Raw genomic sequence first — 22,653 nt, forward strand, 5'->3', positions numbered from 1 at the left:
ATGCTTCTGAAAACTAATTATTGTCATGACTACGCAATCATCAAACTCTCCAGCGACAACATCTGCAACTTCCGGCATGTGGGGTGGTCGTTTTAGTGAAGCAACCGATGCTTTTGTTGCCGAATTCACTGCCTCTGTACAATTTGACCAACGCTTTTATCGACAAGATATCGCAGGTTCCATTGCTCATGCAACCATGCTGGCCAAAGTCGGCGTCCTCACGACACAGGAACGTGATGACATTATCAATGGCTTGACCGCCATTCAAGCAGAAATTGAAGCAGGTCAGTTCGACTGGCGTATCGATCTTGAAGATGTGCATATGAATATTGAAGCACGTTTAACGGATCGGATTGGCATTACCGGCAAAAAATTACACACCGGCCGTAGCCGCAACGATCAGGTTGCAACCGATATTCGCCTGTATTTACGTGACGAAATTGATCAGATTCTGGCATTACTCAAACGTTTGCAAAGCGGCATACTTGTTCTTGCTGCTAAAAATACCGATACCATCATGCCAGGTTTTACCCATCTGCAAACTGCACAGCCAGTCACCTTTGGTCATCATCTGCTGGCATGGTTTGAAATGTTGTTACGTGACAGTGAACGTCTGATTGACTGTCGCAAACGTGTCAATCGTATGCCTTTAGGTTCTGCGGCACTGGCCGGAACAACTTATCCAATTGACCGGGCATATACAGCCGAATTGTTGGGTTTTGAAGCAGTCTGTGAAAATTCACTCGACGGCGTGTCGGATCGTGATTTTGCCATTGAGTTTAATGCTGCTGCGGCGTTGATCATGATGCATTTATCACGTATGTCGGAAGAATTGGTGCTGTGGACCTCTGCACAGTTTAAATTTGTACAGATTCCGGATCGTTTCTGTACCGGTTCATCGATCATGCCACAAAAGAAAAATCCGGATGTTCCAGAATTGGTTCGCGGTAAAACTGGTCGCGTCTATGGTGATTTAATTAGCCTATTGACCTTGATGAAAGGTCAGCCTTTGGCTTACAACAAAGACAATCAGGAAGATAAAGAACCTTTATTCGATGCGATTGATACTGTACGTGGCAGTCTGATGTCGTTTGCCGATATGATTCCGGCACTGGTTCCAAATATCGACAATATGCGTGAAGCTGCGCTACGTGGTTTCTCGACTGCAACCGATCTCGCCGACTATCTGGTTAAAAATGGTGTAGCATTTCGTGATGCGCATGAAATCGTGGGTAAAGCTGTGGCCTTAGGTGTACAGGAAGATAAAGACTTATCCCAACTGACATTGGCGCAATTACAGCAATTTTCGCCTTTAATTCAGGCAGATGTATTTGATAAGGCATTAACACTAGAGGCTTCTGTCGCTGCCCGCAACCATATCGGTGGTACTGCACCCGCTCAGGTTGCAGCCGCAATCGCGCGTGCCCGCACTCGTATCGAACAGCTTTAAATCTCCCTAAATCCCGCTTGGCTAAAAAAGTAAAGCGGGGCTTTTCAGGATCACAATATGACTAGACAAGTATTTTGCCGTAAGTATCAAAAAGACATGGAAGGTTTGGACTTTGCCCCATTCCCGGGTGCAAAAGGTCAGGAATTTTTCGAGACTGTGTCTAAACAGGCATGGCAGGAATGGCTACAACATCAAACCACGCTGATCAATGAAAAGAGATTAAATGTATTTGAAGCAGATGCCAAAAAATTCCTCGAACAACAACGGGAAAAATTCTTAAGCAACGATGATTCTGTCGAAAAAGCCGAAGGCTGGACCGAACAGAAATAAAAATACGCATGTAAAAAAACCTCGTCAATCGAGGTTTTTTTATGACTAGTCAAACCGAGCCAAAGGCTTATATCTTTAAATATTATTCTGGTGTTTTCTTCTGTTCAATGGCTGTGGTTTTCGCCTGTACCTGTTTTTCCACTTTATCCACATCCGTATGACGCACGTCCATACCTTTGACCATATAAATCACCTGCTCAGAGATATTGCGGGCATGATCCCCAATCCGTTCCAGAGAACGTAATACCCACATCACGTTAATCACCCGGCTAATATGACGAGGATCTTCAATCATATACGTCATCAGGGCACGCATGGCGGAAGAATATTCACGGTCAATATCGCCATCAGCACGCATCACCTGTACCGCAGCTTCTGCATCCAGACGTGCAAATGCATCGAGTGCCTCACGGATCATAATCCGCACCTGATTACCAATATGACGTGTTTCCATATAGCCGCGTGGCGATTCACCTTCTTCACAGAGATTCTGTGCAATACGAGCAATTTTTGCCGCTTCATCACCGATACGTTCCAGATCGGTATTGGCTTTACTCATGGCAATGACCATACGCAAATCACTTGCCGCAGGATGACGACGTGCCAGAATCAACGTCAATGCTTCATCAATTTCCTGCTCAAAACGATTCACTGCATTATCTTCAAATTGAACTTTGATCGCCAAATCTAAATCTGTATCCAATAAGGCATGAATGGCATTTGCCACTTGCTGCTCAACCAATCCACCCATGGCCATGAATTTGGTATTCACATCCTGAATGTCTTCGTTAAATTGTGATGATATATGATGACTAAACACAGTATTGTTTGGCTCCAAGGGGTGTACTCCTAAAAATTGTAATATTTTTAAGATTTATTAAATAGAGTTTATATGAAATTATCATGACAACATGAAAGAAAAGCATTTGAACTATTGCAACCAGACATTTAATTGCGCCAAATCATCTTCGGTCAATTGCCCGCTTAATGCACGTAGTTGCAGTACATTCAAAATATAATCATATTGTGCATTAACATAATCCTGCTTGGCAGAAAAAGCATTGCGCTGTGCCAGCAACACATCCACCATACTTTTCAAACCTTCCTGATAACTGGCCTGAGATGCCTCTGATACCAACTGTGCAGACTGCATGGCAACCTTATAGGCATTGAGCTGGCTGGCACCGGTTGATACTTGCAAAAAAGCACGTTTCACATCTGTTTGTACCTGCTTGAGCTCTGTATCAATATCGGTTTGTACTGCACTGGCTTCAAGCTGGGATTTTTTAATGATCTGCGAACGTGTGCCATCATAAGGTACCCAGCTCAACTGCAATCCGACCTGATCTGACCGACCATTACTACTGATAATATTTTCCGGGGTTTGTTTATTCCAAGCAGATGTCGCAAAGGCCTCTAATTGTGGATAATAATCAGCCTGATCCACTTTTATCTGCTGTTGACTGACCTGATACGTCGCTCGTACCTGATTCAAGGAAAGATTATGGCGCTCGGCAAGTGCAATCCATGCGTCAATATTGGAGGGAATTGGTGGCTGAAACTGAAAATCCGCACTTAACTGGGACAAATAAGAAGAATTTGCACCAATATATTGCCACAATTGTTCCAATGCCAATTGATATTGCACCTCCCCTGCCACACGACTGGCGAATGTGCTTTGATATTGTGCATCGGCTTCGCTGACATCCATGCGCGCCACCAAACCTTCTTTAAATTTGGCTTCCATCATTTTATATTGCTGGAGCAATACATGTTCCTGCTGTCGATTGACACTTAATAAACTTTGCTGGCGTAACACATCAAAATAACTTTTTGCAACATTTAGAATCAACTCCTGTTGTTGCGATTGTAATCGTAACTCTGCAAGTTGCTGTGAAATTTTAACTTTTTGATATTGTTGCCAGACATCCATACGAAATAATGGCTGGCGTAAACTCACCGAAGCCTGCCGGGTTGTGGTATTAGCATTATAAAAATGAATGTCTTGCCCACCAATGTTTAAACTACTGTTTGCAGATTGGTCATCATCTTGAAATTGCTTTTGCAAAGATGCATTCACACTCACTGTTGGCAATACTGCGCCTTTGGCAATGCCCAGATTTTGTTGTTCGATCTGAAAACGCTGTTGGTTGGCTTGCCATGCAGGATCATTTGCTAAAGCAAGGCGATAAGCTTCTATCAAGTCCAGTGCCCAGACAGAACTCATCTGCATCAACAATAGAGCACTTAAGCCAAGTTTCTTTTTCATCTTGTTATACAACTTTATTTATTCGCTGCAAGCCTAGCAAGTTTAATCTGAAATTCAAGTCTACATCGCAAATTTCTACATCTCTACCCTGCTAGAGATACAGATATAAAAAAACTGCTATCCAGAGAGTTGAATAAAAAACGGAACATGCTGTCCCGTTTCTTTATTCATCATCAGGTCATCACATTAATGTGCAGAAGATTTAAGTGTATTATCAGTATCAGAGACATTTTCTGTACTTTCTGCTTTTACACCAATATGGTTAAACCATATATTTAACACTACCGCCATTAAGCATGTTGCACTGATCCCAGAATGGAATAATGTTTTAAACCAAGTTGGAAATTGTGCATAAAAATCTCCATTTGCCAAAGGAATCATACCAACAGCCAAAGACGTTGCCACAATAATCAAATTCTTTTGCAAACTATAGTCAATTTTGCCTAAAGTACGAATGCCACTGGCAGCAACGGAACCAAACAGAACCAAACCTGCCCCGCCCAGTACCGGTGTAGGAATAGCAGCTACCACACGTCCCATAATCGGTAATAAACCAAGAATGACCAGAATTGCACCACCTGCGGCCACCACATAACGGCTTTTCACCCCGGTCATGGCAACTAAACCCACATTCTGTGCAAAGGCACTTTGCATAAAGGTACCGAATAATGGTGCAACAGCACTCGATAACATGTCTGCACGTAACCCATCGGCAATTCGTTTGTCATCGACTTTGGTGCCGACGATTTCACCAACCGCAATAATATCTGCTGTGGTTTCAGTCAAAATCACAATGGTCACAATGACCATCGCCAAAATGGCTGAGATGTTAAATACAGGTGCACCAAATGCCAGAAAATCAGGCATGGCAATCCATACACCCGAGGTCACACTGGAGAAATTGCCAAACCCCATGAGTGCCGCCAATACAGCGCCAATCACAATCGATAATAAAATCGATAAACGACGGATGGTTTCATTACCGACTTTACTCAGAATCAATAAAATCAATAAGGTCATGGCTGCCAGACCAATATTTTCCACCGAACCAAAATCTGGCGCTTTATTATTGCCACCCATCGCCCAACGAACTGCAACCGGCATTAATGAAATCCCGATAATGGTGATCACACAACCGGTCACAATCGGCGGGAAGAAACGAATAATTTTGGCAAAGAATGGCGCAATAATTAAACCAATCAAGGCAGCACCAATCACTGCACCAAGTACCACATTAAATCCACCGCCTGTGGTTGCAATCCCCACCATAGTTGCCACGCTGGCAAAAGACACCCCTTGTACCAAAGGTAATCTGGCACCGAAATACTTTACCCCCAGCGTTTGTAACATCGTGGCCAAACCGCCAATAAACAAGGAAGCGGTGATCAACATTGCAATTTGTTCGGCAGTAAATCCGGCTGCTGTACCGACAATCAAGGGTGGTGCGACAATTCCACCATACATGGTTAACACATGCTGCAAACCATAAGCAAAACTTTTTCCAAAGCCTAAAAACTCATGTTCTGGTGCAATCGTTGTTTTCTCATCCGACATATTTTAGGCCCCCATTGCGTTCCAAAAGAAATTTCACAAAAGAAAAAGCATGAAATATGCCAAACAGGCAAAATTTGTAGACATTCATTAAATAAATTGTTAACAACTTTAATTTAAAGTGTAAATCATCTTAATAAGCTGATAACCATTGATGAAAAAAAATTGCACTATTGCCCTTTATTTGCATGCTAAGCTGCGGATCAATTTACAAAAATTGAAAATAAACAAATAGAAATAAATGAGAATAATAAGCAGTAAATTAAATTTTCTTGATAATAACAAGTATTCAAATAAACAAATGACTATTCTTGATAAAATCTGGCTTAACACAATGAGTTTACTCATATTATTAAAAACATTAAACTAACACTTTACTCGAATCATTAAAGCTAATATAACCAACATATAATAATCGGGGGAACACACATGCATTTTTACCGCACTTGTTTATTTGCATTGGGATGTCTTTCTGCGACCCACACTTTTGCAGAACAACCATCACAGGCAGTAGATACAGAAAATGCAGCGACAGGAACATGGCTGGACACTATTCCAAAAACAATTGACAATTTACCCACCTTTTTGCCAGAACAATCTGACCAAGCAAATGTTCCTAGCACAGAAGAAACCAAAGACAACTCTTGGTGGGATAAAAAACAATATCGCTTTAAAGAGAAGTTACAGGATTATGCCCATCATATTGATGACTGGTTTGGAGAACCTGATCCAAATGATGCTGCTTCCGCCAATCTAAGGATTATTCTGGATACCGAATGGAATAAATATGATGAATTCAGTGTAAAACCTCGTATTCGAGGGAAAATCAAATTACCAACACTGGAAAATCGCTTTAGTGTGGTGTTTGGTGATGACTCGCTGGATAACGAAATCCGAGGTAACGTCGCCATTACCAATGAAAATCCGCAAGGTAATTCCAGCCGAACCATTGATCGTAAACAATCTAGAGATGACAACTCCTCCCTTGCACTGCGCTGGGATCAGTGGAAAAACCCTTGGGATATCGATACTGATGTCGATCTGGGTATTCGTTCTGGTGATGACGTGTATCTGCGCTTGAAAGGACAAAGAGATTGGCAATTAAATAATAATTTTAGCACCCATGCCGAGCAAATCTATCGCTATGGTCTAGACAGTAAGCATTATCTGCGGACCAATCTGGAAATTCGCCATGCTCGTCCCAATGAAGCATTTTTATCGGATCAATTCAGCCTAACCTATACCGACGATGGCAAGCAGGATTTCTTCTGGGATAATCGATTATTCCGTGAACACCAGTTTTTCAAAAATAATCGCTTTAACTATGGCGTGTATATGGGTGGTCGCATTGATGACAGTACACCTGATCTCAATAGTTATGGTCCGTTTGTTTCATGGCGACAACCGTTTATTCGTGAATGGCTATTCTTCCAGACCGAAGTCAATTATTACAACGATAAGGAAGAAGATCGTAGTCATAATTTGGGGGCATTGTTACGTCTGGAAACATGGTTCTAATTTAAATAGAAAGCCGATGCTGGTTGTTTATCGCCCCAATAAACGCCAGTATTTTTCATCATTCCCCTAAAAATTAAATACAATCATTCATCTTGGTAGTTGCTAATAATTCTCACTATTACTACAATAAATTATTATCCATGTGCTCCTCACGTCCATGAACAGTGTTTCAAAAACAGATTTATCCCTTGCGCTCGCCAATTTATATCAAGAACACCATCATTGGCTGTACCAATGGCTACGCCGCAAATTAGGCTCATCTGATCGTGCAGAAGATATTTTGCATGATACTTTTATCAAAATCATGAAATCCAAAGATATTCTAAATCTAAAAGAACCCAAAGCTTTTTTACATACCACTGCAAAACATTTGATTATCGATCAGGCTCGACGACAAAAAATAGAACAAAGTTATTTACACTATATTTCCCAATTTGATCATGATCAAGCCTATGCCTCACCAGAAGAAGCAATCATCGCGATCGAAACATTAGACCAGATTGCTCAAGCCTTAAGTCATCTGGAAGATCGACCACGACAAATTTTATTGATGCATTATCTCGATGGAATTTCACAAGTCGATATCGCAACACAGATGCAGCTTTCGATTAAAACCATTCAGCGGGACTTGATGAAAGCACTCATCTACTGTCATCATATTGGTCAAGCTTAATCACACCATTTTTATATGCCAGCGCAATCACCCTCTCCTGCCTCAGCACCGCCTAATTCCGAGGAATTGGTAGAGCAGGCTGCCGAGTGGTTGGTCAAACTTAGTAGTGATGATTGCACTGCACAGGATCATCAGGCATTTGAACAATGGCAGCAACAAAGTCCTGCGCATCAACACGCTGTGGCAGGTATGCAGGGCATGATTGAGCAGTTAAAGCAATTGCATCAAAACAATCAAGCGCAGACCCATATTGTTGAAGATGCGATTCAGGAACAGAGCCAACTGACACAAAAACTTAATTCCCGTTCTTCTCTATTTATTTTTATGATGGGCTGCATGTTTGCTGCCCTGCTGTCTTGGCAAATGCTGCCTGTAGAATATTGGCTGGCAGACCAATCCAGTCGCTATGATCAATGGACAGATCAGACTTTGCTGGATCAAAGCCAAATCAAAATCAGTGGACATAGTGCCTATAATATTCAATTTAATGCGCAGCAACGTCATATCGAGTTACTGGATGGCAATATTCTGGTTGATATTGCCAAAGATGCAACACGTCCATTTGTGGTAAAAACCGAGTTTGCTCAAATCAAGGCATTGGGTACACGCTTTATGGTACAACACAGTGACAATCAGACGATTCTGACCATGTTGGAATCTAAAGTTGAAGTGCGCTCAATACAGGGAAATCAAAGACAGATTATTGAAGCTGGACAGCAAGTGGTGATCAACAAACAAGGGATTCAAACTATACATGCCATTTCCCCTGCGATGCTGGAACAAGCTTGGCAAAAACACAGTCTTATGGTCGATCAAATGCCATTACCTCAAGTGCTGGATATTCTAAAATCGTATAATCAAGGTAAAATTTATTACCATGCGCATGAAATCAAACAGCTTCGTGTGACTGCAATTTTACCCCTCAATGATATAGACCAAGCTTTTACCCTGTTACAGGACAGTTTACCTATACAGGTGAGCCGGCCTGTACCTTATGTGACACGGGTCACGTTAAAAGACTAGATTATAAGCCGCAAAACTGACATTGAATTGTGCCATAAAGCTTTGTATGATGATGTTTAATTCATCAATCTGATTGAGTCAGTACATGCCAAATCTTGCTTATGAATTGCCTGTTTCTGAACAGGATTATCTAATGGGCGAATTAAATAGCCCAATTAAACATGAATATATTGATGGCGTGGTCTATGCCATGTCGGGTGCAAGTGCTGCACATAACCGCCTTGCTGGAAATATTTACCTTGCGTTCGCCAACCATTTAAAAGGCAATCCCTGCCAACCTTATACTTCTGATATGAAAGTCAAAGTAGGCAGCAAATATTTTTATCCCGATGTTTTGGTGGATTGTACTGACCTTGACGATAACAGTTATTTTAGTGAGCAACCCAGTATTATTGTCGAGGTTTTATCCAAATCAACACGGCAATTGGATAAAACCACCAAATTAGACAGCTATATTCAAATTCCCACGTTACAGGAATATGTATTGATTGAACAGGAACACGCTGAAATTGCGGTATTACGTCGTGCAACAGGTTGGCGAGCTGAATATTATTTTCTCGGAGATACCATCACGTTAAACTCGATTGATTTAACCATCAGTGTTGAAGATATTTATCAACGGGTAAAAAATAGCGATATGCTGCAATGGTTAGAACGAAAAGCTCAGGAAGAGGAACAATTACAAGCTGATTCCGCTTCTCACTGATTAATCATGTGATGAAAAGCTTTTTATCAATCTCATATTCATTCAGACACACATTTGCAACCAAAATAATATTGATATGAAATTCAATTAATTAAAAAAATTATAAATTATTTTTACTTTTCTATGTCCTGATTGGGAAACTCACCCGTCAAAGTCTATGTAAGAACAGAAATTTTAATCTTTGTTGACGGGGACGATCATGTCTAATCATTTACGCAGTAATTCCGTTTCAAAAAATATCTTATTAAAACCATTGGTATTGTCAATTCATTTTGCTTTATTTACGGGAACTGGGTTATATAGCACACAGCTTTTGGCTGCCGAACAAATTGCTCATTATTATCAAATTCCGGCGACAACATTAGCCCAGGCTTTGAGTCAATTTGCCTTACAATCAAATGTTACGATTTCCATGAATTCTGATCAATTACAAAATATCAAAAATCAAGGTTTATCAGGATCATATACACTTGAACAAGGTTTTGCCGAAATTTTAAAAAATACCAATTTTCAGATACAAAAATCTGGTTCTGGGTATGTCCTCGTGGAAAAGCAAAAACAGCATCAACCCCAAGCCCGTGATATGGGCCAGTTAAAAGATATTGATGTCATTGCAAGTGGTAACCGTGGGGACATAGCAAGTGATGGTGATACCGTACAGTTGCCAATGATAACTGTGGTGGCTGAAAATATAACTAAAACAGAAGGGACTAATTCCTATACAACACGCGCAACAACAACCGGAAAGTTTGAACAACCTATACGAGAAATTCCACAATCTATTTCTGTGATGACCCGCAAACAATTAGATGATCAAAATATTACCAATTTAAAAGAAGCAATGTTACAAGCAACAGGTGTGACTGTCACCTCAAATGGCGCCTTTGCTCAAACAGGCTATCAAATGCGTGGTTATACGGCATTACAGCAACAAGATGGCATGTCAGTCGGTGCAGGTGACTCCTATACGATTTCGCCCACACGAGATATGGAAATTTATGATCGTATTGAGGTTTTACGTGGCCCGACAGGATTACTTGAAGGTAGCGGCGACCCCAGTGGTGTGATTAATATGGTACGCCGCCGTCCAAGCACACAGCCAGAAGGATTTGTTAATTTATCCTATGGTTCATGGAACAATAAACGTGTGAGTGTGGGGGTGGGTAATGCCTTGAATTCGTCTGGAACTCTGCGTGGACGAATGATCCTAACCCATCAGGATAAAGATTTTTTTTATGATCATGCTGAGGAAAATCGTGATACAGCTTATGCCATTGTAGAAGCGGATTTAACGGATAAAACACTTTTAACCGTTGCAGCAAACTATAGCCAAATGGATAGTATACCTTTTTACGGCTGGCCACCGCATGGTGGTGGATTTTCCCGTAAAAACTATTTAGGCGCGTCATGGAATAAAACCAAAGTACCGCAACAATTAGAGAGTCTAATTGACTTAAGCCATGAATTCAGTAATGGATGGAAAATTAAATCGTCTACGGTATATCAAAAAAATGAGCTAGATACTCAAATGGGACTGGCAACTACACCAAATGCCTCGACTGGCTTAACGAGTTATTATGGCTATAAAGAAAAATCAAAAAATGACTTTATTGGCACCGAACTGAATTTAATAGGAGATTTCGACCTGTTTAATCGGACACATCAATTCGTACTCGGTGCAAACTGGAATCAAGCGGTTGAGAATACAGGCGGTAGTTCAAATTATGACAATGATGATCGTTCTTCCTGGTGGGATTCTGACAGTTTTATCAATCCACATATCAGTGCCGATGATATCCCTAGCCCTGACTTAAACCGCACCAAAACAGAAACAACAAAATCAGGTATTTATGCTGTCGTAAAATACAAATTGCTTGATCCTTTAACTTTAATTGCAGGTGGTCGATGGAGTAATTATGATGCAAAAAGTCGTGGAATTGGTTTATTAAATGCCAGTGATTGGGAGAAATCAACAGCTCAAGCAGATATGGAATTTACCCCATATGGTGGTTTGGTCTGGAATTTGACTGAACACTTCACTTGGTATGCAAGCTATACTGATATTTTTAGTCCACAAACAGCCAAAGATTGGCAAGGCATAATTCTGAATCCTCGTGTAGGCTGGCAAGTTGAAACGGGTATTAAAGGAGAGTTTTTTGATGGTCAACTCAATAGTGCCTTATCGATATTTAGAATCCGCGATAAAAACCGTGCAACAAATGATATGAATCCTGCACATTATCCCAATAATTATTGTTCTGGAGATGGTATTTCTTCTTATGGCTGCTCTATTGCCAGTGGTTTACAACAGACACAAGGTATTGAATTAGAGCTAGTGGGTAAATTAACTGATCAATGGCATGTGATTAGCAGCTATGTCTATACTGATGCTGAAGTCCTAGAAACAAACTCTACCAGTCAATGGGACTATAAAGTTGGAGAAAATTTTGCACCACGCACCCCGAAACATGCCTTTAAACTATGGACAACCTACGATTTCTCTAATGAGAAATTAACTGTAGGTGGGGGCTTAAATGCACAATCATCACTAGATGATAGTCAAGGAAACTTACATAATCCAGGTTTTGCTGTGTTTTCATTACAGGCAGGCTATAAAATTAATCCAGACCTAAATATTTCATTAAATGTGAATAATATTTTTGATACCAACTATTTTGTAGGTATGGGCTATGCAGCCAATCGTTGGATGTATGGCGAACCACGCAACTTTATGTTGACACTTCGAGCGAAATATTAATTTTTCCTATTAAGGCGGAGCACTGTATTATGCCCCGCCCCTCATAGTACTAACATTAATGCATTCATTATAGCTTACATAAAGTTACACAATAAAATGAGCTTTTTCCCATTCTCAAACGTCTTAGTATATAGGAACAAAAAAAATCAGAACAAGCCCATTACCGACCAATAATTCAAAAAGTAATACTTTAAGCTGCTAATTAATCTTTCCCTTTTTAAATCAAAACTAAAATTGCCCTACATTTAAACGCTGCTGCATGGTACGTTTTAACATCACTTGTGGATAAATAAACCATAATCCGATCAAGCAAAAACATGCCCATGCAAAAGCTGGGATATGAAAATGCATATATAATACCCGTACCAATTCGATGATAATAAAAAAGCTAAACATTAACAACATGGATACTGCCGCAGCCACCGTACCTTTACTGACATTAGATGACATCAAGGCAAAACGATACATCACCGAAAAACTAATGCCTTCACCAAAACTAATCAACGCCATGCCAATCAGCAAACACGGTACCAAATAATTATTCCAGATCGCACCAAAAATTAGGAATAACGTACCGAACAACATGATCGGCACACCGATTAAAGCAGTTTTTCCCAAAGGAAAACGGTCAATTATTTTGATTAAAACAATATTGCCTGCGATAAGGGCAAAAAAGATTGGAAACTGAGCCAAACCATATTGCATACTGCTAAAGCCTAACGCCTCAACCAGCATGACCGGTGATAAAGCAATCCACAGCATTAAGGGCATGGTAATGATAGGTAAGGCAAGCGTTAATCCCAAAAAGTTTCGATCAGAATAGATCGTCTTAAAATCCTTAAATAAATAGACAAAAGGTTGTTTGATTGGCTTTTGCACGGGTTCGGGCATTTTACTTTTTAGACCAAACCAGCTTAAAAAAGATAAGCTGGCAATTGCCACAAAGCCCCAATGCCAAGATACATAATCAATTAAAAATGCACCTAATATAGGACCCAGCAAAGGCGCTAGAAGAGAAATATTAGCCATCAATGCCATGACTTTAATCGCATCACGCTCAGCAAAAATTTCCTGAATTGCAGCATAACCCACCGCACTAATCACAGATAAGCCCATGCCCTGTAAAAAGCGTAAAGTCAGAAACTGCTGTATATTCTGTGTGAGTAAGATCAGTAGGCAACACAGCGTAAAAAATATGACGCCTGCCAGTAATACACGTTTGCGTCCCAAGCGATCAGATAAAGGACCCAGTAACCATGCGATACATGCGCCACCCAATAAATAAAAAGACATAGACGAAGGCGCCCAAGTCGCACTCACACCAAAATCTTGTGTAATCGCTAACATGGCCGGCTGAATTAAATCATTGCCAATATAGACTGCAAATTCAAATACCACTAATGCCAGTGGAAATAGTAAAGTTAAACGCGTTAATCGTTGTGCATGAATCGATTGCATGGAAGCTCAAACTATAAAAATAAATAGATGCAGTACTGGCAGAATAACCCCATGCGTTTAAACAAACATGATGATTCCCAGCATAACACTGTCCAAAATAACATTGATGTAAAGCGATAATTTTAAAATTTGCCTAAGATAATCGGCAGATGAAACGAGACACCGTATTCACAAGGTGTTTAAATAGAATCACAGCAAAATGATCAAAAGAGAAAAATTATGCATGCTTAAAGCGCTACAAAAATGTTATCAGTTCCCATTATAAAAGCAAGTTTTTTAAAGCTGATGACTCCACGAAAAATGGCTTATTATGACTGTTTGATACTGCTTGCAATTATAAGATAATGATAAATAAATTTTAAATTATCAATATCTTACAATAAAAACCATAAAAAAGCACACCATATTTCATGATGTGCTTTTTAAACTCAATATAGGTTTATTTTAATAACAAACTATTGATACGTTTAACATATGCTGCCGGATCTTCGGGTAAGCCACCTTCTGCAATCACCGCCTGATCAAAAATTACGTTGGCCAAATCGTCAAATTGCGCTGAATTTTCCAGTTTTTTCACCAATGGATGTTCAGGGTTAATTTCTAGCGTTGGCTTGGTTTCCGGAATGGCCTGCCCAGCTTGTTTTAACATACGGACCAGTTGTGGCGATAGTTCACCTTCACTGGTGACCAGACAAGCGGGTGAATCAACCAGACGGGTTGTAACACGAACTTCTTTGGTTTTATCTTTGAGTGCATCGGTTAATTTATCCACCACTGGTTTAAATTGTTCAGCGGCCTCCTCCAATGCTTTTTTCTCTTCGGCATCCTGTAAATCACCGAGATCAACCGCGCCTTTTGACACGTTTTGCAATGGCGTACCATCAAATTCATGCACAAAATTCATGGCCCATTCATCAACACGATCCGCCATCAATAGCACTTCAATGCCTTTTTTCTTAAATAATTCAAGCTGAGGCGAGTTTTTGGCAGCCGCCAGACTGTCCGCAGTCACATAATAGATGGCTTTTTGACCCTCTTTCATACGAGCTTTGTAATCTGCAAATGAAGTACTGATTTCATCATTGCTTGAGGTTGCATAGCGTAATAATTTTAAAATACGCTCACGATTACCAAAATCCTCACCCAAACCTTCTTTGATCAAAGAACCAAATTCGCTATAGAACTGTTTGAATTTTTCCTGATCTTTTTCATCTTCCGATTTTGCTAGACCATCAATCAGTGTCAGAATACGACGTGCATTTCCTTCACGAATGGTTTTAACATCACGACTTTCCTGTAATAACTCACGACTCACGTTTAAGGGTAAATCGGCACTGTCAATCACACCCTGTACAAAGCGTAAATAATTTGGAATCAGATTATCCGCATCATCCATGATAAATACACGTTTTACATAAAGTTTAATTCCTGCCTTGGCTTCACGGGTAAAAATATCCTGTGATGCTTTGCTAGGAATATAAAGCAATTGCGTATATTCAGTCGTCCCTTCAACACGGTTATGTGTCCATGCCAATGGTGCTTCGAAATCATGGGACAGATTTTTATAAAACTCGATGTATTGTTCATCGCTAATTTCATTTTTATTACGTGTCCATAGTGCACTGGCAGAATTCACAGCTTCCCATTCATCAGTTTTTACATACTGACCACCTTTAGGCTCTTCTCCCTCGGCAACGTCCTCTTCCTGCCAAACTTCTTTTTGCATTTCAATCGGCAAGCTGATGTGATCGGAATATTTATTGATGATTTGTTTTACTTTATAGGATTCCAGATATTCCAGTGCATCATCACGCAAATGCAAAATAATATCGGTACCACGAGAAGCTTTGTTGATTTGCTCAACCTCAAAGTCACCTGTCCCACCACTAATCCAGCGTACACCTTCATTGGCTGGCAAACCCGCACGGCGGGATTCTACTGTGATTTTATCTGCCACAATAAAACCTGAATAAAATCCAACCCCAAATTGACCAATAAGTTGTGCATCAGATTTTTGATCACCGGTTAACTTGGACATAAAATCCTTAGTCCCCGATTTTGCAATGGTCCCCAGATTGTCAATGGCTTCCTGCTCACTTAAACCGATACCATTATCAGAAATCGTAATGGTTTTATTGTCTTTGTCTAGACTTACACGGACGTGTAGATCTGGATCATTTTCATAATAATCAGGATGGTTGATCCCTTCAAAACGCAATTTATCACAAGCATCGGAAGCGTTAGAAATTAATTCACGTAAGAAAATTTCTGGATTGGAATACAAAGAATGCGTGACTAAATGCAATAATTGTGCAACTTCGGCCTGAAAACTATGTTTTTGTGCGGCCTGTTCTTGTGTAGCATTTTGTTCGCTCATTGATAACTCCTTGAATTGTAACTCTGTATTTGTCTGAGTAATCAATGGCGTTTTTAAAGCAAATTTCAATATACAAATTCAAAAAATTTTATTTAATTTTAAAATGGTCCCTGACTCAGCACCCGTTGATTGATGATTTCATCGAGATGCGTTTGTCGTGTCTGATAGGCCTTAGCAATACATCCAGTATTCGCAGCACATTGGTTTCTTTGTTTGAGCCACTGATATTGTAGCCCTTTCTCGGCATCACGGCTGCCCATCGGGACAGCTCTTAAAACAATGTTGTACACCGTTGCCATTTTTACATCCGCATCGTTCAGCTGTCTGACCTGACAAATCTGTTTTTCGGTTGCCAATCTGGCTTTACTACAGTCGAAACTTGCTGCGAAACTGCTTGATGAAAAACATAGAAATATACAACTAACCCAACCAATGGTACGCATTTTTAAACCTTCTTAACTTTATTCTATTTTGTCGTTTTACCAGTCTAATCATAGAAATTTTGAACTTATACTGTTAATCGTTGTACTTATTATGCTTTATGTAAAAAAGATATCTGCATAAAAATGCCCCGCATTCAGCGAGGCAAATTGACCTAATTTTTTAAGACATGATTAGAAGTTATAGCTATAACCTAATGTATAGATCCAAGGATTAACGTCTAAAGTGCCAATCTTGTCACCATTTAATTTTAGATCAGATTCAACTTGTGCATAACGTACATCCGCATATACACCCCAGTTCTTCGCATCAGCAGGTTGGAATTTAAAACCAACTTGTCCAGCAACACCATAACTTTCATCTGCTTCTAATTTTGCACCAGCTAAAGCACCTGACACTTTCTCATCCCAAGGCACTACAATAGTCGCACCTACACCAATATAAGGTGTAAAACGAGATGAATTTTTAAAATTATATTTAGCAGTAATAGTTGGCGGTAAATGTTTAAATGTGGCTGTAGAGTTTACTTCTGGTAATTTCACATCATGCTTAAAAGGTGCAGCAAGCAACAATTCAACAGACCATGGTGTTTCGCCAAAAGCATATTCAATAGAAGGTGTAAAGTTCGCTTCAGTAGATACATCTGGATGCACGGCACCACCCACCAGTGTTCCATTATCAGAATCAGGGACTAATACACTCGCACCGACTTTAACAGTCCATGGACCCGCCATGGCAACAGAAGACATACCCACTAACAAACCAGTGATGAGAGCTTTTTTTAACATTTTAAAGCACCTTAAAGTAAATAAAAAACTTATCTTGGGTTAATCATAAACCCACATATTTATACCTTGCAAGCATATTTATATACATTTTTTAACATTATTTATAATATGATGATTTTAAACATTTTATATTAATTTTACTAATTTGGTTGGATATTAAAACCAACCAAATCAATCTACTTTAAATTCCTACTATTTTAATATGTTTTATATTGATGCAACGATATTATTACAACTGATTTTTTAGACTATAAAATCATGGCTGCAATCCAGCCAAATATTAATAACGGAATATTAAAATGAATAAATGTCGGCACTACCGTATCCCAGATATGATCATGTTGTCCGTCCACACCTAGACCAGCTGTTGGTCCGAGTGTCGAATCCGATGCGGGAGAACCGGCATCACCCAGCGCTGCCGCAGTACCAATCAATGCCACAGTCGCCAAAGGAGAAAAGCCGAACTGTACACATAAAGGCACATAAATCACCGCAAGTACCGGTACACTGGAAAAAGAGGAACCAATCCCAATCGTCACAAATAAACCAATGAACAACATCAGAAATGCCGCCAGTGCATGATTATCGCCAATCAAATGAACCACACCATTGACCAGTTGATTAATATCACCGGTATGTGTCATGACCGAAGCAAAACCTGCTGCCGAGATCATGATAAAACCCACCAATGCCATCATGCGCATGCCTTGTACAAAGACATCATCGGCCTGTTGCCACTTAAAAATACCCGCAGTAGAAAGTATCGCAAAACCAACCAAGCCACCCAGAATCATCGAGCCAGAATACAATTGGGCTGCCAGTGTCAGTACAATTGCCAGAATCGCCATCAACATGACTTTTTTGGAAATCTTGGGTACATCCTGCGCTTCCTGTTTTAATTCCTCGGCATCCTGTTGCAGTGTGTCGTTTTGTAGATGAGCCTGTTGATGTTGCTCATCTTGGGCCGTGGCACGAAGCGGTTTATCCAAGTCAATTGTCGTAACCGGTTTAATTTCCCGATCCTGATAAATACGTGGTTTACGATAAGTGACAAAAACTGCAAATAAGGTTCCGATCACCATACCCAAAACCGAAATTGCCATACCGGCCGGCATCATCCAGCGATCGACATGCAAACCATAGGCTGCGCCAATCTTATTAATATTTCCCATCAGGATTTGTTCGAGAAAAATCGCACCAAAACCGACAGGTAAAAAGATATATGTCCCGACCAGTCCCAGTGTTAAAACACAGGCAGCTGCACGACGATCAAGCTTTAAATGATTCATCACTTTAAGTAAAGGCGGCACCAAAACCGGAATAAAGGCAATATGAACCGGAATCAGGTTTTGTGAGAAAATGGCAGAAATTAATAAAATACCCAGCAATAAATATTTTACCTTGGTGGCCTGATTCTGACTGGCTTCCATCCCGAGAATCCCAATCAACTTATGCGCCAGTAAATCCGGCAAACCGGATTTGGACAATGCCAGCGCAAAAGCCCCCAATACTGCATAAGCCAGCGCAACTTCTGCACCATCACCCAGACCGGCATTAAAGGCCTGAACAGTGTCCGACAGGCTTAATCCTGCAACCAGTCCACCGATAATTGCAGACACAACCAACGTTAAAACAACCGAAACTCTTGCCAATGAGAGTGCAAACATCACTGCAATGGCGACAACTACTGCATTCATATGAATCGTAAGATGAAATAAAAGTCGGTATTCTAACAGCCCAAAACCAGCCGATGATAGCGGCTATACAAAGAAACCCTGATATTTGCTTGAAAATATCAGGGTTAAAATGTGAATCAGGCATGAGCACCTTATTGCTGCTCGGGAAAAACCAATATTTTTTAATGATAGTTTTGTGCAAATGTCGCAATGTAGTTGGCAATTTTTTCCGGTTGACTCAAAATCGCCCAATGATTGGCATCGACTTCGACCTGACTAAAATCCTCGACCCAGTTTGGCATTTCCGCAATATAGTCTGGGCTGACAAAACGATCATATTTTAATACGATGGCTTGTACAGGACACTGTGCATAACGCTTCCGCGGTTTTGTCAAAGCCGGTAAAAAATTGGCACGATAGAGTTGTACCCCAAATTGACCATCTCTAGAGATATTGGAATTGGTCGGTAAACCTTGCTGTCTTTCTAAACTGGCAAGAAATTTTTGCCAAAATTTTTCTGAGGAAAAACGCCAAAATGTCGGTGCCAGCAAAGGTAAATGAAATATCCCGATATACCAGGATTTACTTAATAATTTTAACCACTTGGCCGGATCTTTTTTACGCAATTTGGCCAATGCAAATTGCGCATGGTCCAAACAAGGGCCGGAAATCGTAGAATACGACAAAATCTTGCCGCGAAAACGTGGTTCGGTCACAGACTCCCAACTTTGGATGGAACCCCAGTCATGTGCAGCAAGATGATAGGACCGATCCGGAATCACCTGATTCACCAATGCTTCCAGATCATCAGCCAACTGCGGTAGACGATAACTTTTGACGCTGGCAGGTACACTGGAATGACCAGCTCCACGAACATCATAAGTAATCACATAGAATTGATCACTTAAAAAAGGAATGATCGGTTCCCATGTTTCCTGATTATCTGGATAACCGTGTACCAAAACCAAGGGTGGCAATGTCTCATCACCCCATGTTTTGACATAAAGTTTTTGCTGATCCGTGGTATTTACCCAAAATTCTTGTTTTAACGTCATGGCCACAACCTTTTCTAAAATAGATACTATTGACTCAATCCACCCTACTCAGCGTAGATTGCACCAATGCTTTTACAACATCATGCTCTAGTATGATTAAAAACATCATGAGATAAATTGACCCTATGGACATTCTACGAACTGTAAAAAGCCTACCGGGTATTGCCAAACTTCTGATCAATCGCTATGCACCGTTTCGTGGGGCAGGCATCAGTGTCGATACACTGGATTTAAATCAGGGATATGTGCGGGTAAAAATGCCCTTAACTCGCCAAAACCGTAATATTGTCGGTGTACAATTTGGTGGCAGCCTGTATGCCATGGTCGATCCTTTTTATATGTTGTTACTCCTGCATTTATTAGGCAACAAATATATTGTCTGGGATAAATCGGCCACGATTAATTTTCTGTCACCGAGTCGAGGCACGGTATATGCCGAGATTCGCATTGATGCAGCAGAGATTCGTCATATCAAGTATCTTTGCGCCAATAACGCCCCCATTCTACGGATTTATAAACTGGATATTATCGATGAAACCGGACAGCGTATCGCCGAAGTCGAAAAGACCATCTATATACGCCGCAAAAAAGCCACAGCCTCGCGTTCATTATTTAAATCACGATAACGCTAAAAATAAACATAAGATGATAAAAATCGTCTCTGTACACGACAAAAATTTTTTGATTTATAAAAAATCCCTCCTTGCGTGGCATTGCCACTCACCCATTTGAAAAGGAGGATGAGGCGTGTACGCCGCAAGGAAATCAATATGTTATATGATTCGTGGAAAGTCCCCCTTTTCCAAAGGGGGATTTAGGGGGATTGGAATAAAAATATATAAATCATATAGTTATTTAATTTTGTCGTGTACAAAGAAAATCGTATAGAACTGATCTGATACGCTTTGATGATCACCTTTAATTCTCTGACTTGCGATCAGGATAAGTCAATTGTGCCTTTTGCATTAAGCCAATCATTTCCTGCTTTTGTCCAAACTGATCTGCGCTTGCACCCGCTTTTGCCATGCGGATAATCTCTTGCCACGACATGACAGGAATATCTTTACGTTGTTGCAGCTTAAAGGCAAATTGTGAGGCTGCGACCGCAAAATAAAGATCCTGATCCGCCTTCTCCCATGGCACCAGACTATTTTGTTTAATCGCTTGTTCAATCAGTTTTGATTGTGTCTGCTGCGGCAGTTTATAACGCAATCTCAGGTAGGCGATTTCACCATTTTTACTGCCCTGTACAGTTTTAGCATCAGCCTGATAACGTAGCGGATCAAGGGTTGCTTTTGCACTAACCGGGACAATTTCATACAATGCTGTAACCGTATGTCCAGCACCAATATCCCCTGCATCAACCTGATCATTATTAAAGTCTTCACGCGCCAATTGACGATTATCATAACCCAACAAACGATATTCCTGTACATAGGCCGGATTAAATTCAACCTGAACTTTTACATCATTGGCGACATTGGCAAGCGTCGAACTCATTTCATGAATCAATACTTTACGGGCTTCGCCGAGTGAATCCAGATAGGAATATTTTCCGTTACCAGCATCCGCCAATTGCTCCATCAGCCCATCATTAAACCGATAATTACCCACGCCCATAGTGGATAAGCCAATGCCTTTTTGTTGATGTGTAGCGATCATCTGTTTTAAGGTTTTGGTATCACTGACACCGACATTAAAATCACCATCGGTCAATAATAAAATACGGTTAATACCATGTTTAAGATAATGATTTTCTGCCTGTTGATAGGCCATTTGAATTGCCGATTCGCCATTGGTAGAGCCGGCGGCAGTGAGTCGACTAATCGCAGTTTTGATGGTGTGTTTATCACTCCCCGAAACACCGGATAAAACCACTTCCTCTTTGCCACTATAGGTCACAATCGAAATTTTATCTTGTGGGCGTAATTGATCAACCATTTCCAGTAAGGCAGTTTTCACCAAATTCAATTTATCTTCACTGGCCATTGATCCGGATACATCAATCAGATACACCAGATTGGTGTCTGGCAAATGCTGTGCCTTGATATCCTGCGCTTTTAAAGCAATTCGCAATAATTGATGATTTTTATTCCACGGTGCAGTGGTGAATAAAGTGTTGGTGCTAAAAGGCAGATTTTGATTGCTTTGCGGATAATCGTAACTAAAATAATTGATAAATTCTTCGGCGCGAATCCCTTCCGGCATAATCTTCTGTCCACGCCAGATCATTTGTCGTGCATTGGTATATGAGCCAGTATCCACATCAATTGAAAAGGTCGATACCGGATGCTCCGCCACACGTTTAATCGGATTATCTATTTTATCTTCATATTGCTGAGTATTGGCATTGGAAGACGGCACAGGTCGAGGTGGCAAAATTCCAATACGCTTAGTTTCCGTTGCCATCAGCCGAGTGGTATATAATCCGGTCGGTTGTATAGAAGGCGGCGCAATTTCAGCATTTACACCCGTTGGATGCTGTGCTGTAGAACAGCCGAATAATGTCGTTATACCCACTAAACCCAGTATGCTTAGATTGATCTGTTTCATTTTTATACTCTACTTATGCTTGTAAAT

18 protein-coding genes are annotated in these 22,653 nt (G+C 40.4%); 8 read left to right on the forward strand and 10 right to left on the reverse strand.

Annotation, left to right across the window (positions count from 1 at the left end; genetic code table 11):
* Positions 1-25: 25 nt before the first annotated feature.
* Both argH and CRO21_RS14455 read left to right on the forward strand, forming a co-directional pair.
* Positions 26-1,450 (forward strand): argininosuccinate lyase, encoded by a 1,425-nt coding sequence (argH, locus tag CRO21_RS14450; RefSeq protein ID WP_171294064.1) that lies wholly within the window; start codon positions 26-28, stop codon positions 1,448-1,450.
* 57 nt (positions 1,451-1,507) lie between these two features.
* Entirely contained in the window at positions 1,508-1,780 is a 273-nt protein-coding gene (locus CRO21_RS14455; RefSeq protein ID WP_097080023.1) for an oxidative damage protection protein, read from the forward strand.
* Between the two features lie 82 nt (positions 1,781-1,862).
* Here CRO21_RS14455 and phoU read toward each other — a convergent pair whose 3' ends face one another.
* The 3 genes from phoU to CRO21_RS14470 form a co-directional block, all read right to left on the reverse strand.
* A complete protein-coding gene (gene phoU / locus CRO21_RS14460) occupies positions 1,863-2,618 on the reverse strand; it encodes a phosphate signaling complex protein PhoU (RefSeq protein ID WP_097080024.1) in 756 nt (251 codons plus the stop codon).
* A gap of 93 nt (positions 2,619-2,711) precedes the next feature.
* Positions 2,712-4,049: a TolC family outer membrane protein gene (locus CRO21_RS14465; RefSeq protein ID WP_097080025.1), complete on the reverse strand. Its 1,338-nt coding sequence runs from the start codon at positions 4,047-4,049 to the stop codon at positions 2,712-2,714.
* A gap of 186 nt (positions 4,050-4,235) precedes the next feature.
* On the reverse strand, positions 4,236-5,603 hold the full coding sequence (locus CRO21_RS14470) for a nucleobase:cation symporter-2 family protein (RefSeq protein ID WP_097080026.1): 1,368 nt from the start codon (positions 5,601-5,603) through the stop codon (positions 4,236-4,238).
* A 426-nt stretch (positions 5,604-6,029) separates the two neighbouring features.
* On the opposite strand from CRO21_RS14470, the gene CRO21_RS14475 reads away from it, so the two are divergent.
* The 5 genes from CRO21_RS14475 (at position 6,030) to CRO21_RS14495 (ending at position 12,278) form a co-directional block, all read left to right on the forward strand.
* Entirely contained in the window at positions 6,030-7,118 is a 1,089-nt protein-coding gene (locus tag CRO21_RS14475) for a hypothetical protein (RefSeq protein WP_171294065.1), read from the forward strand.
* Between the two features lie 157 nt (positions 7,119-7,275).
* On the forward strand, positions 7,276-7,791 hold the full coding sequence (locus CRO21_RS14480) for a sigma-70 family RNA polymerase sigma factor (protein WP_097080027.1): 516 nt from the start codon (positions 7,276-7,278) through the stop codon (positions 7,789-7,791).
* A gap of 15 nt (positions 7,792-7,806) precedes the next feature.
* Positions 7,807-8,814, forward strand: coding sequence for a FecR family protein (locus tag CRO21_RS14485; RefSeq protein WP_097080028.1), 1,008 nt, complete (start codon positions 7,807-7,809; stop codon positions 8,812-8,814).
* 85 nt (positions 8,815-8,899) lie between these two features.
* A complete protein-coding gene (locus CRO21_RS14490; RefSeq protein WP_097080029.1) occupies positions 8,900-9,520 on the forward strand; it encodes a Uma2 family endonuclease in 621 nt (206 codons plus the stop codon).
* 199 nt (positions 9,521-9,719) lie between these two features.
* The gene (locus CRO21_RS14495) at positions 9,720-12,278 is read left to right on the forward strand and encodes a TonB-dependent receptor (RefSeq protein ID WP_097080030.1); all 2,559 of its coding nucleotides are present in this window, start codon (positions 9,720-9,722) and stop codon (positions 12,276-12,278) included.
* 228 nt (positions 12,279-12,506) lie between these two features.
* Here the strand turns inward: CRO21_RS14495 and craA are convergent, their stop codons facing one another.
* From craA to CRO21_RS14525, 6 genes are all read right to left on the reverse strand, one after another.
* The gene (gene craA, locus CRO21_RS14500; RefSeq protein ID WP_097080031.1) at positions 12,507-13,736 is read right to left on the reverse strand and encodes a chloramphenicol efflux MFS transporter CraA; all 1,230 of its coding nucleotides are present in this window, start codon (positions 13,734-13,736) and stop codon (positions 12,507-12,509) included.
* Positions 13,737-14,175: 439 nt separating this feature from the next.
* Positions 14,176-16,113, reverse strand: a complete 1,938-nt coding sequence (htpG, locus tag CRO21_RS14505; protein ID WP_097080032.1) for a molecular chaperone HtpG — start codon at positions 16,111-16,113, stop codon at positions 14,176-14,178.
* Between the two features lie 98 nt (positions 16,114-16,211).
* Positions 16,212-16,556: a lysozyme inhibitor LprI family protein gene (locus CRO21_RS14510; RefSeq protein ID WP_097080033.1), complete on the reverse strand. Its 345-nt coding sequence runs from the start codon at positions 16,554-16,556 to the stop codon at positions 16,212-16,214.
* Positions 16,557-16,727: 171 nt separating this feature from the next.
* Positions 16,728-17,342: an OmpW/AlkL family protein gene (locus tag CRO21_RS14515; RefSeq protein WP_097080034.1), complete on the reverse strand. Its 615-nt coding sequence runs from the start codon at positions 17,340-17,342 to the stop codon at positions 16,728-16,730.
* A 248-nt stretch (positions 17,343-17,590) separates the two neighbouring features.
* The gene (locus CRO21_RS14520) at positions 17,591-19,039 is read right to left on the reverse strand and encodes a Na+/H+ antiporter family protein (protein WP_097080035.1); all 1,449 of its coding nucleotides are present in this window, start codon (positions 19,037-19,039) and stop codon (positions 17,591-17,593) included.
* A 161-nt stretch (positions 19,040-19,200) separates the two neighbouring features.
* Complete coding sequence (locus tag CRO21_RS14525) at positions 19,201-20,073, reverse strand: alpha/beta fold hydrolase (RefSeq protein ID WP_097080036.1); 873 nt, start codon at positions 20,071-20,073, stop codon at positions 19,201-19,203.
* Positions 20,074-20,198: 125 nt separating this feature from the next.
* On the opposite strand from CRO21_RS14525, the gene CRO21_RS14530 reads away from it, so the two are divergent.
* Positions 20,199-20,699, forward strand: a complete 501-nt coding sequence (locus CRO21_RS14530; RefSeq protein WP_097080037.1) for a DUF4442 domain-containing protein — start codon at positions 20,199-20,201, stop codon at positions 20,697-20,699.
* 292 nt (positions 20,700-20,991) lie between these two features.
* Here the strand turns inward: CRO21_RS14530 and CRO21_RS14535 are convergent, their stop codons facing one another.
* Entirely contained in the window at positions 20,992-22,626 is a 1,635-nt protein-coding gene (locus CRO21_RS14535) for a vWA domain-containing protein (protein WP_097080038.1), read from the reverse strand.
* Positions 22,627-22,653 lie beyond the last annotated feature (27 nt).

It is taken from the genome of Acinetobacter puyangensis, from assembly GCF_900096995.1.
GTDB classification, from domain to species: domain Bacteria; phylum Pseudomonadota; class Gammaproteobacteria; order Pseudomonadales; family Moraxellaceae; genus Acinetobacter; species Acinetobacter puyangensis.

Excerpts from the sequence above, each read along its gene's own strand:
- argH (WP_171294064.1), top strand. The coding sequence starts at position 26 with ATGACTACGCAATCATCAAACTCTCCAGCGACAACATCTGCAACTTCC.
- CRO21_RS14455 (WP_097080023.1), top strand. The coding sequence starts at position 1,508 with ATGACTAGACAAGTATTTTGCCGTAAGTATCAAAAAGACATGGAAGGT.
- CRO21_RS14465 (WP_097080025.1), bottom strand. The coding sequence starts at position 4,049 with ATGAAAAAGAAACTTGGCTTAAGTGCTCTATTGTTGATGCAGATGAGT.
- CRO21_RS14470 (WP_097080026.1), bottom strand. The coding sequence starts at position 5,603 with ATGTCGGATGAGAAAACAACGATTGCACCAGAACATGAGTTTTTAGGC.
- CRO21_RS14475 (WP_171294065.1), top strand. The coding sequence starts at position 6,030 with ATGCATTTTTACCGCACTTGTTTATTTGCATTGGGATGTCTTTCTGCG.
- CRO21_RS14480 (WP_097080027.1), top strand. The coding sequence starts at position 7,276 with ATGAACAGTGTTTCAAAAACAGATTTATCCCTTGCGCTCGCCAATTTA.
- CRO21_RS14485 (WP_097080028.1), top strand. The coding sequence starts at position 7,807 with ATGCCAGCGCAATCACCCTCTCCTGCCTCAGCACCGCCTAATTCCGAG.
- CRO21_RS14490 (WP_097080029.1), top strand. The coding sequence starts at position 8,900 with ATGCCAAATCTTGCTTATGAATTGCCTGTTTCTGAACAGGATTATCTA.
- CRO21_RS14495 (WP_097080030.1), top strand. The coding sequence starts at position 9,720 with ATGTCTAATCATTTACGCAGTAATTCCGTTTCAAAAAATATCTTATTA.
- craA (WP_097080031.1), bottom strand. The coding sequence starts at position 13,736 with ATGCAATCGATTCATGCACAACGATTAACGCGTTTAACTTTACTATTT.
- htpG (WP_097080032.1), bottom strand. The coding sequence starts at position 16,113 with ATGAGCGAACAAAATGCTACACAAGAACAGGCCGCACAAAAACATAGT.
- CRO21_RS14510 (WP_097080033.1), bottom strand. The coding sequence starts at position 16,556 with ATGCGTACCATTGGTTGGGTTAGTTGTATATTTCTATGTTTTTCATCA.
- CRO21_RS14515 (WP_097080034.1), bottom strand. The coding sequence starts at position 17,342 with ATGTTAAAAAAAGCTCTCATCACTGGTTTGTTAGTGGGTATGTCTTCT.
- CRO21_RS14520 (WP_097080035.1), bottom strand. The coding sequence starts at position 19,039 with ATGAATGCAGTAGTTGTCGCCATTGCAGTGATGTTTGCACTCTCATTG.
- CRO21_RS14525 (WP_097080036.1), bottom strand. The coding sequence starts at position 20,073 with ATGACGTTAAAACAAGAATTTTGGGTAAATACCACGGATCAGCAAAAA.
- CRO21_RS14530 (WP_097080037.1), top strand. The coding sequence starts at position 20,199 with ATGGACATTCTACGAACTGTAAAAAGCCTACCGGGTATTGCCAAACTT.
- CRO21_RS14535 (WP_097080038.1), bottom strand. The coding sequence starts at position 22,626 with ATGAAACAGATCAATCTAAGCATACTGGGTTTAGTGGGTATAACGACA.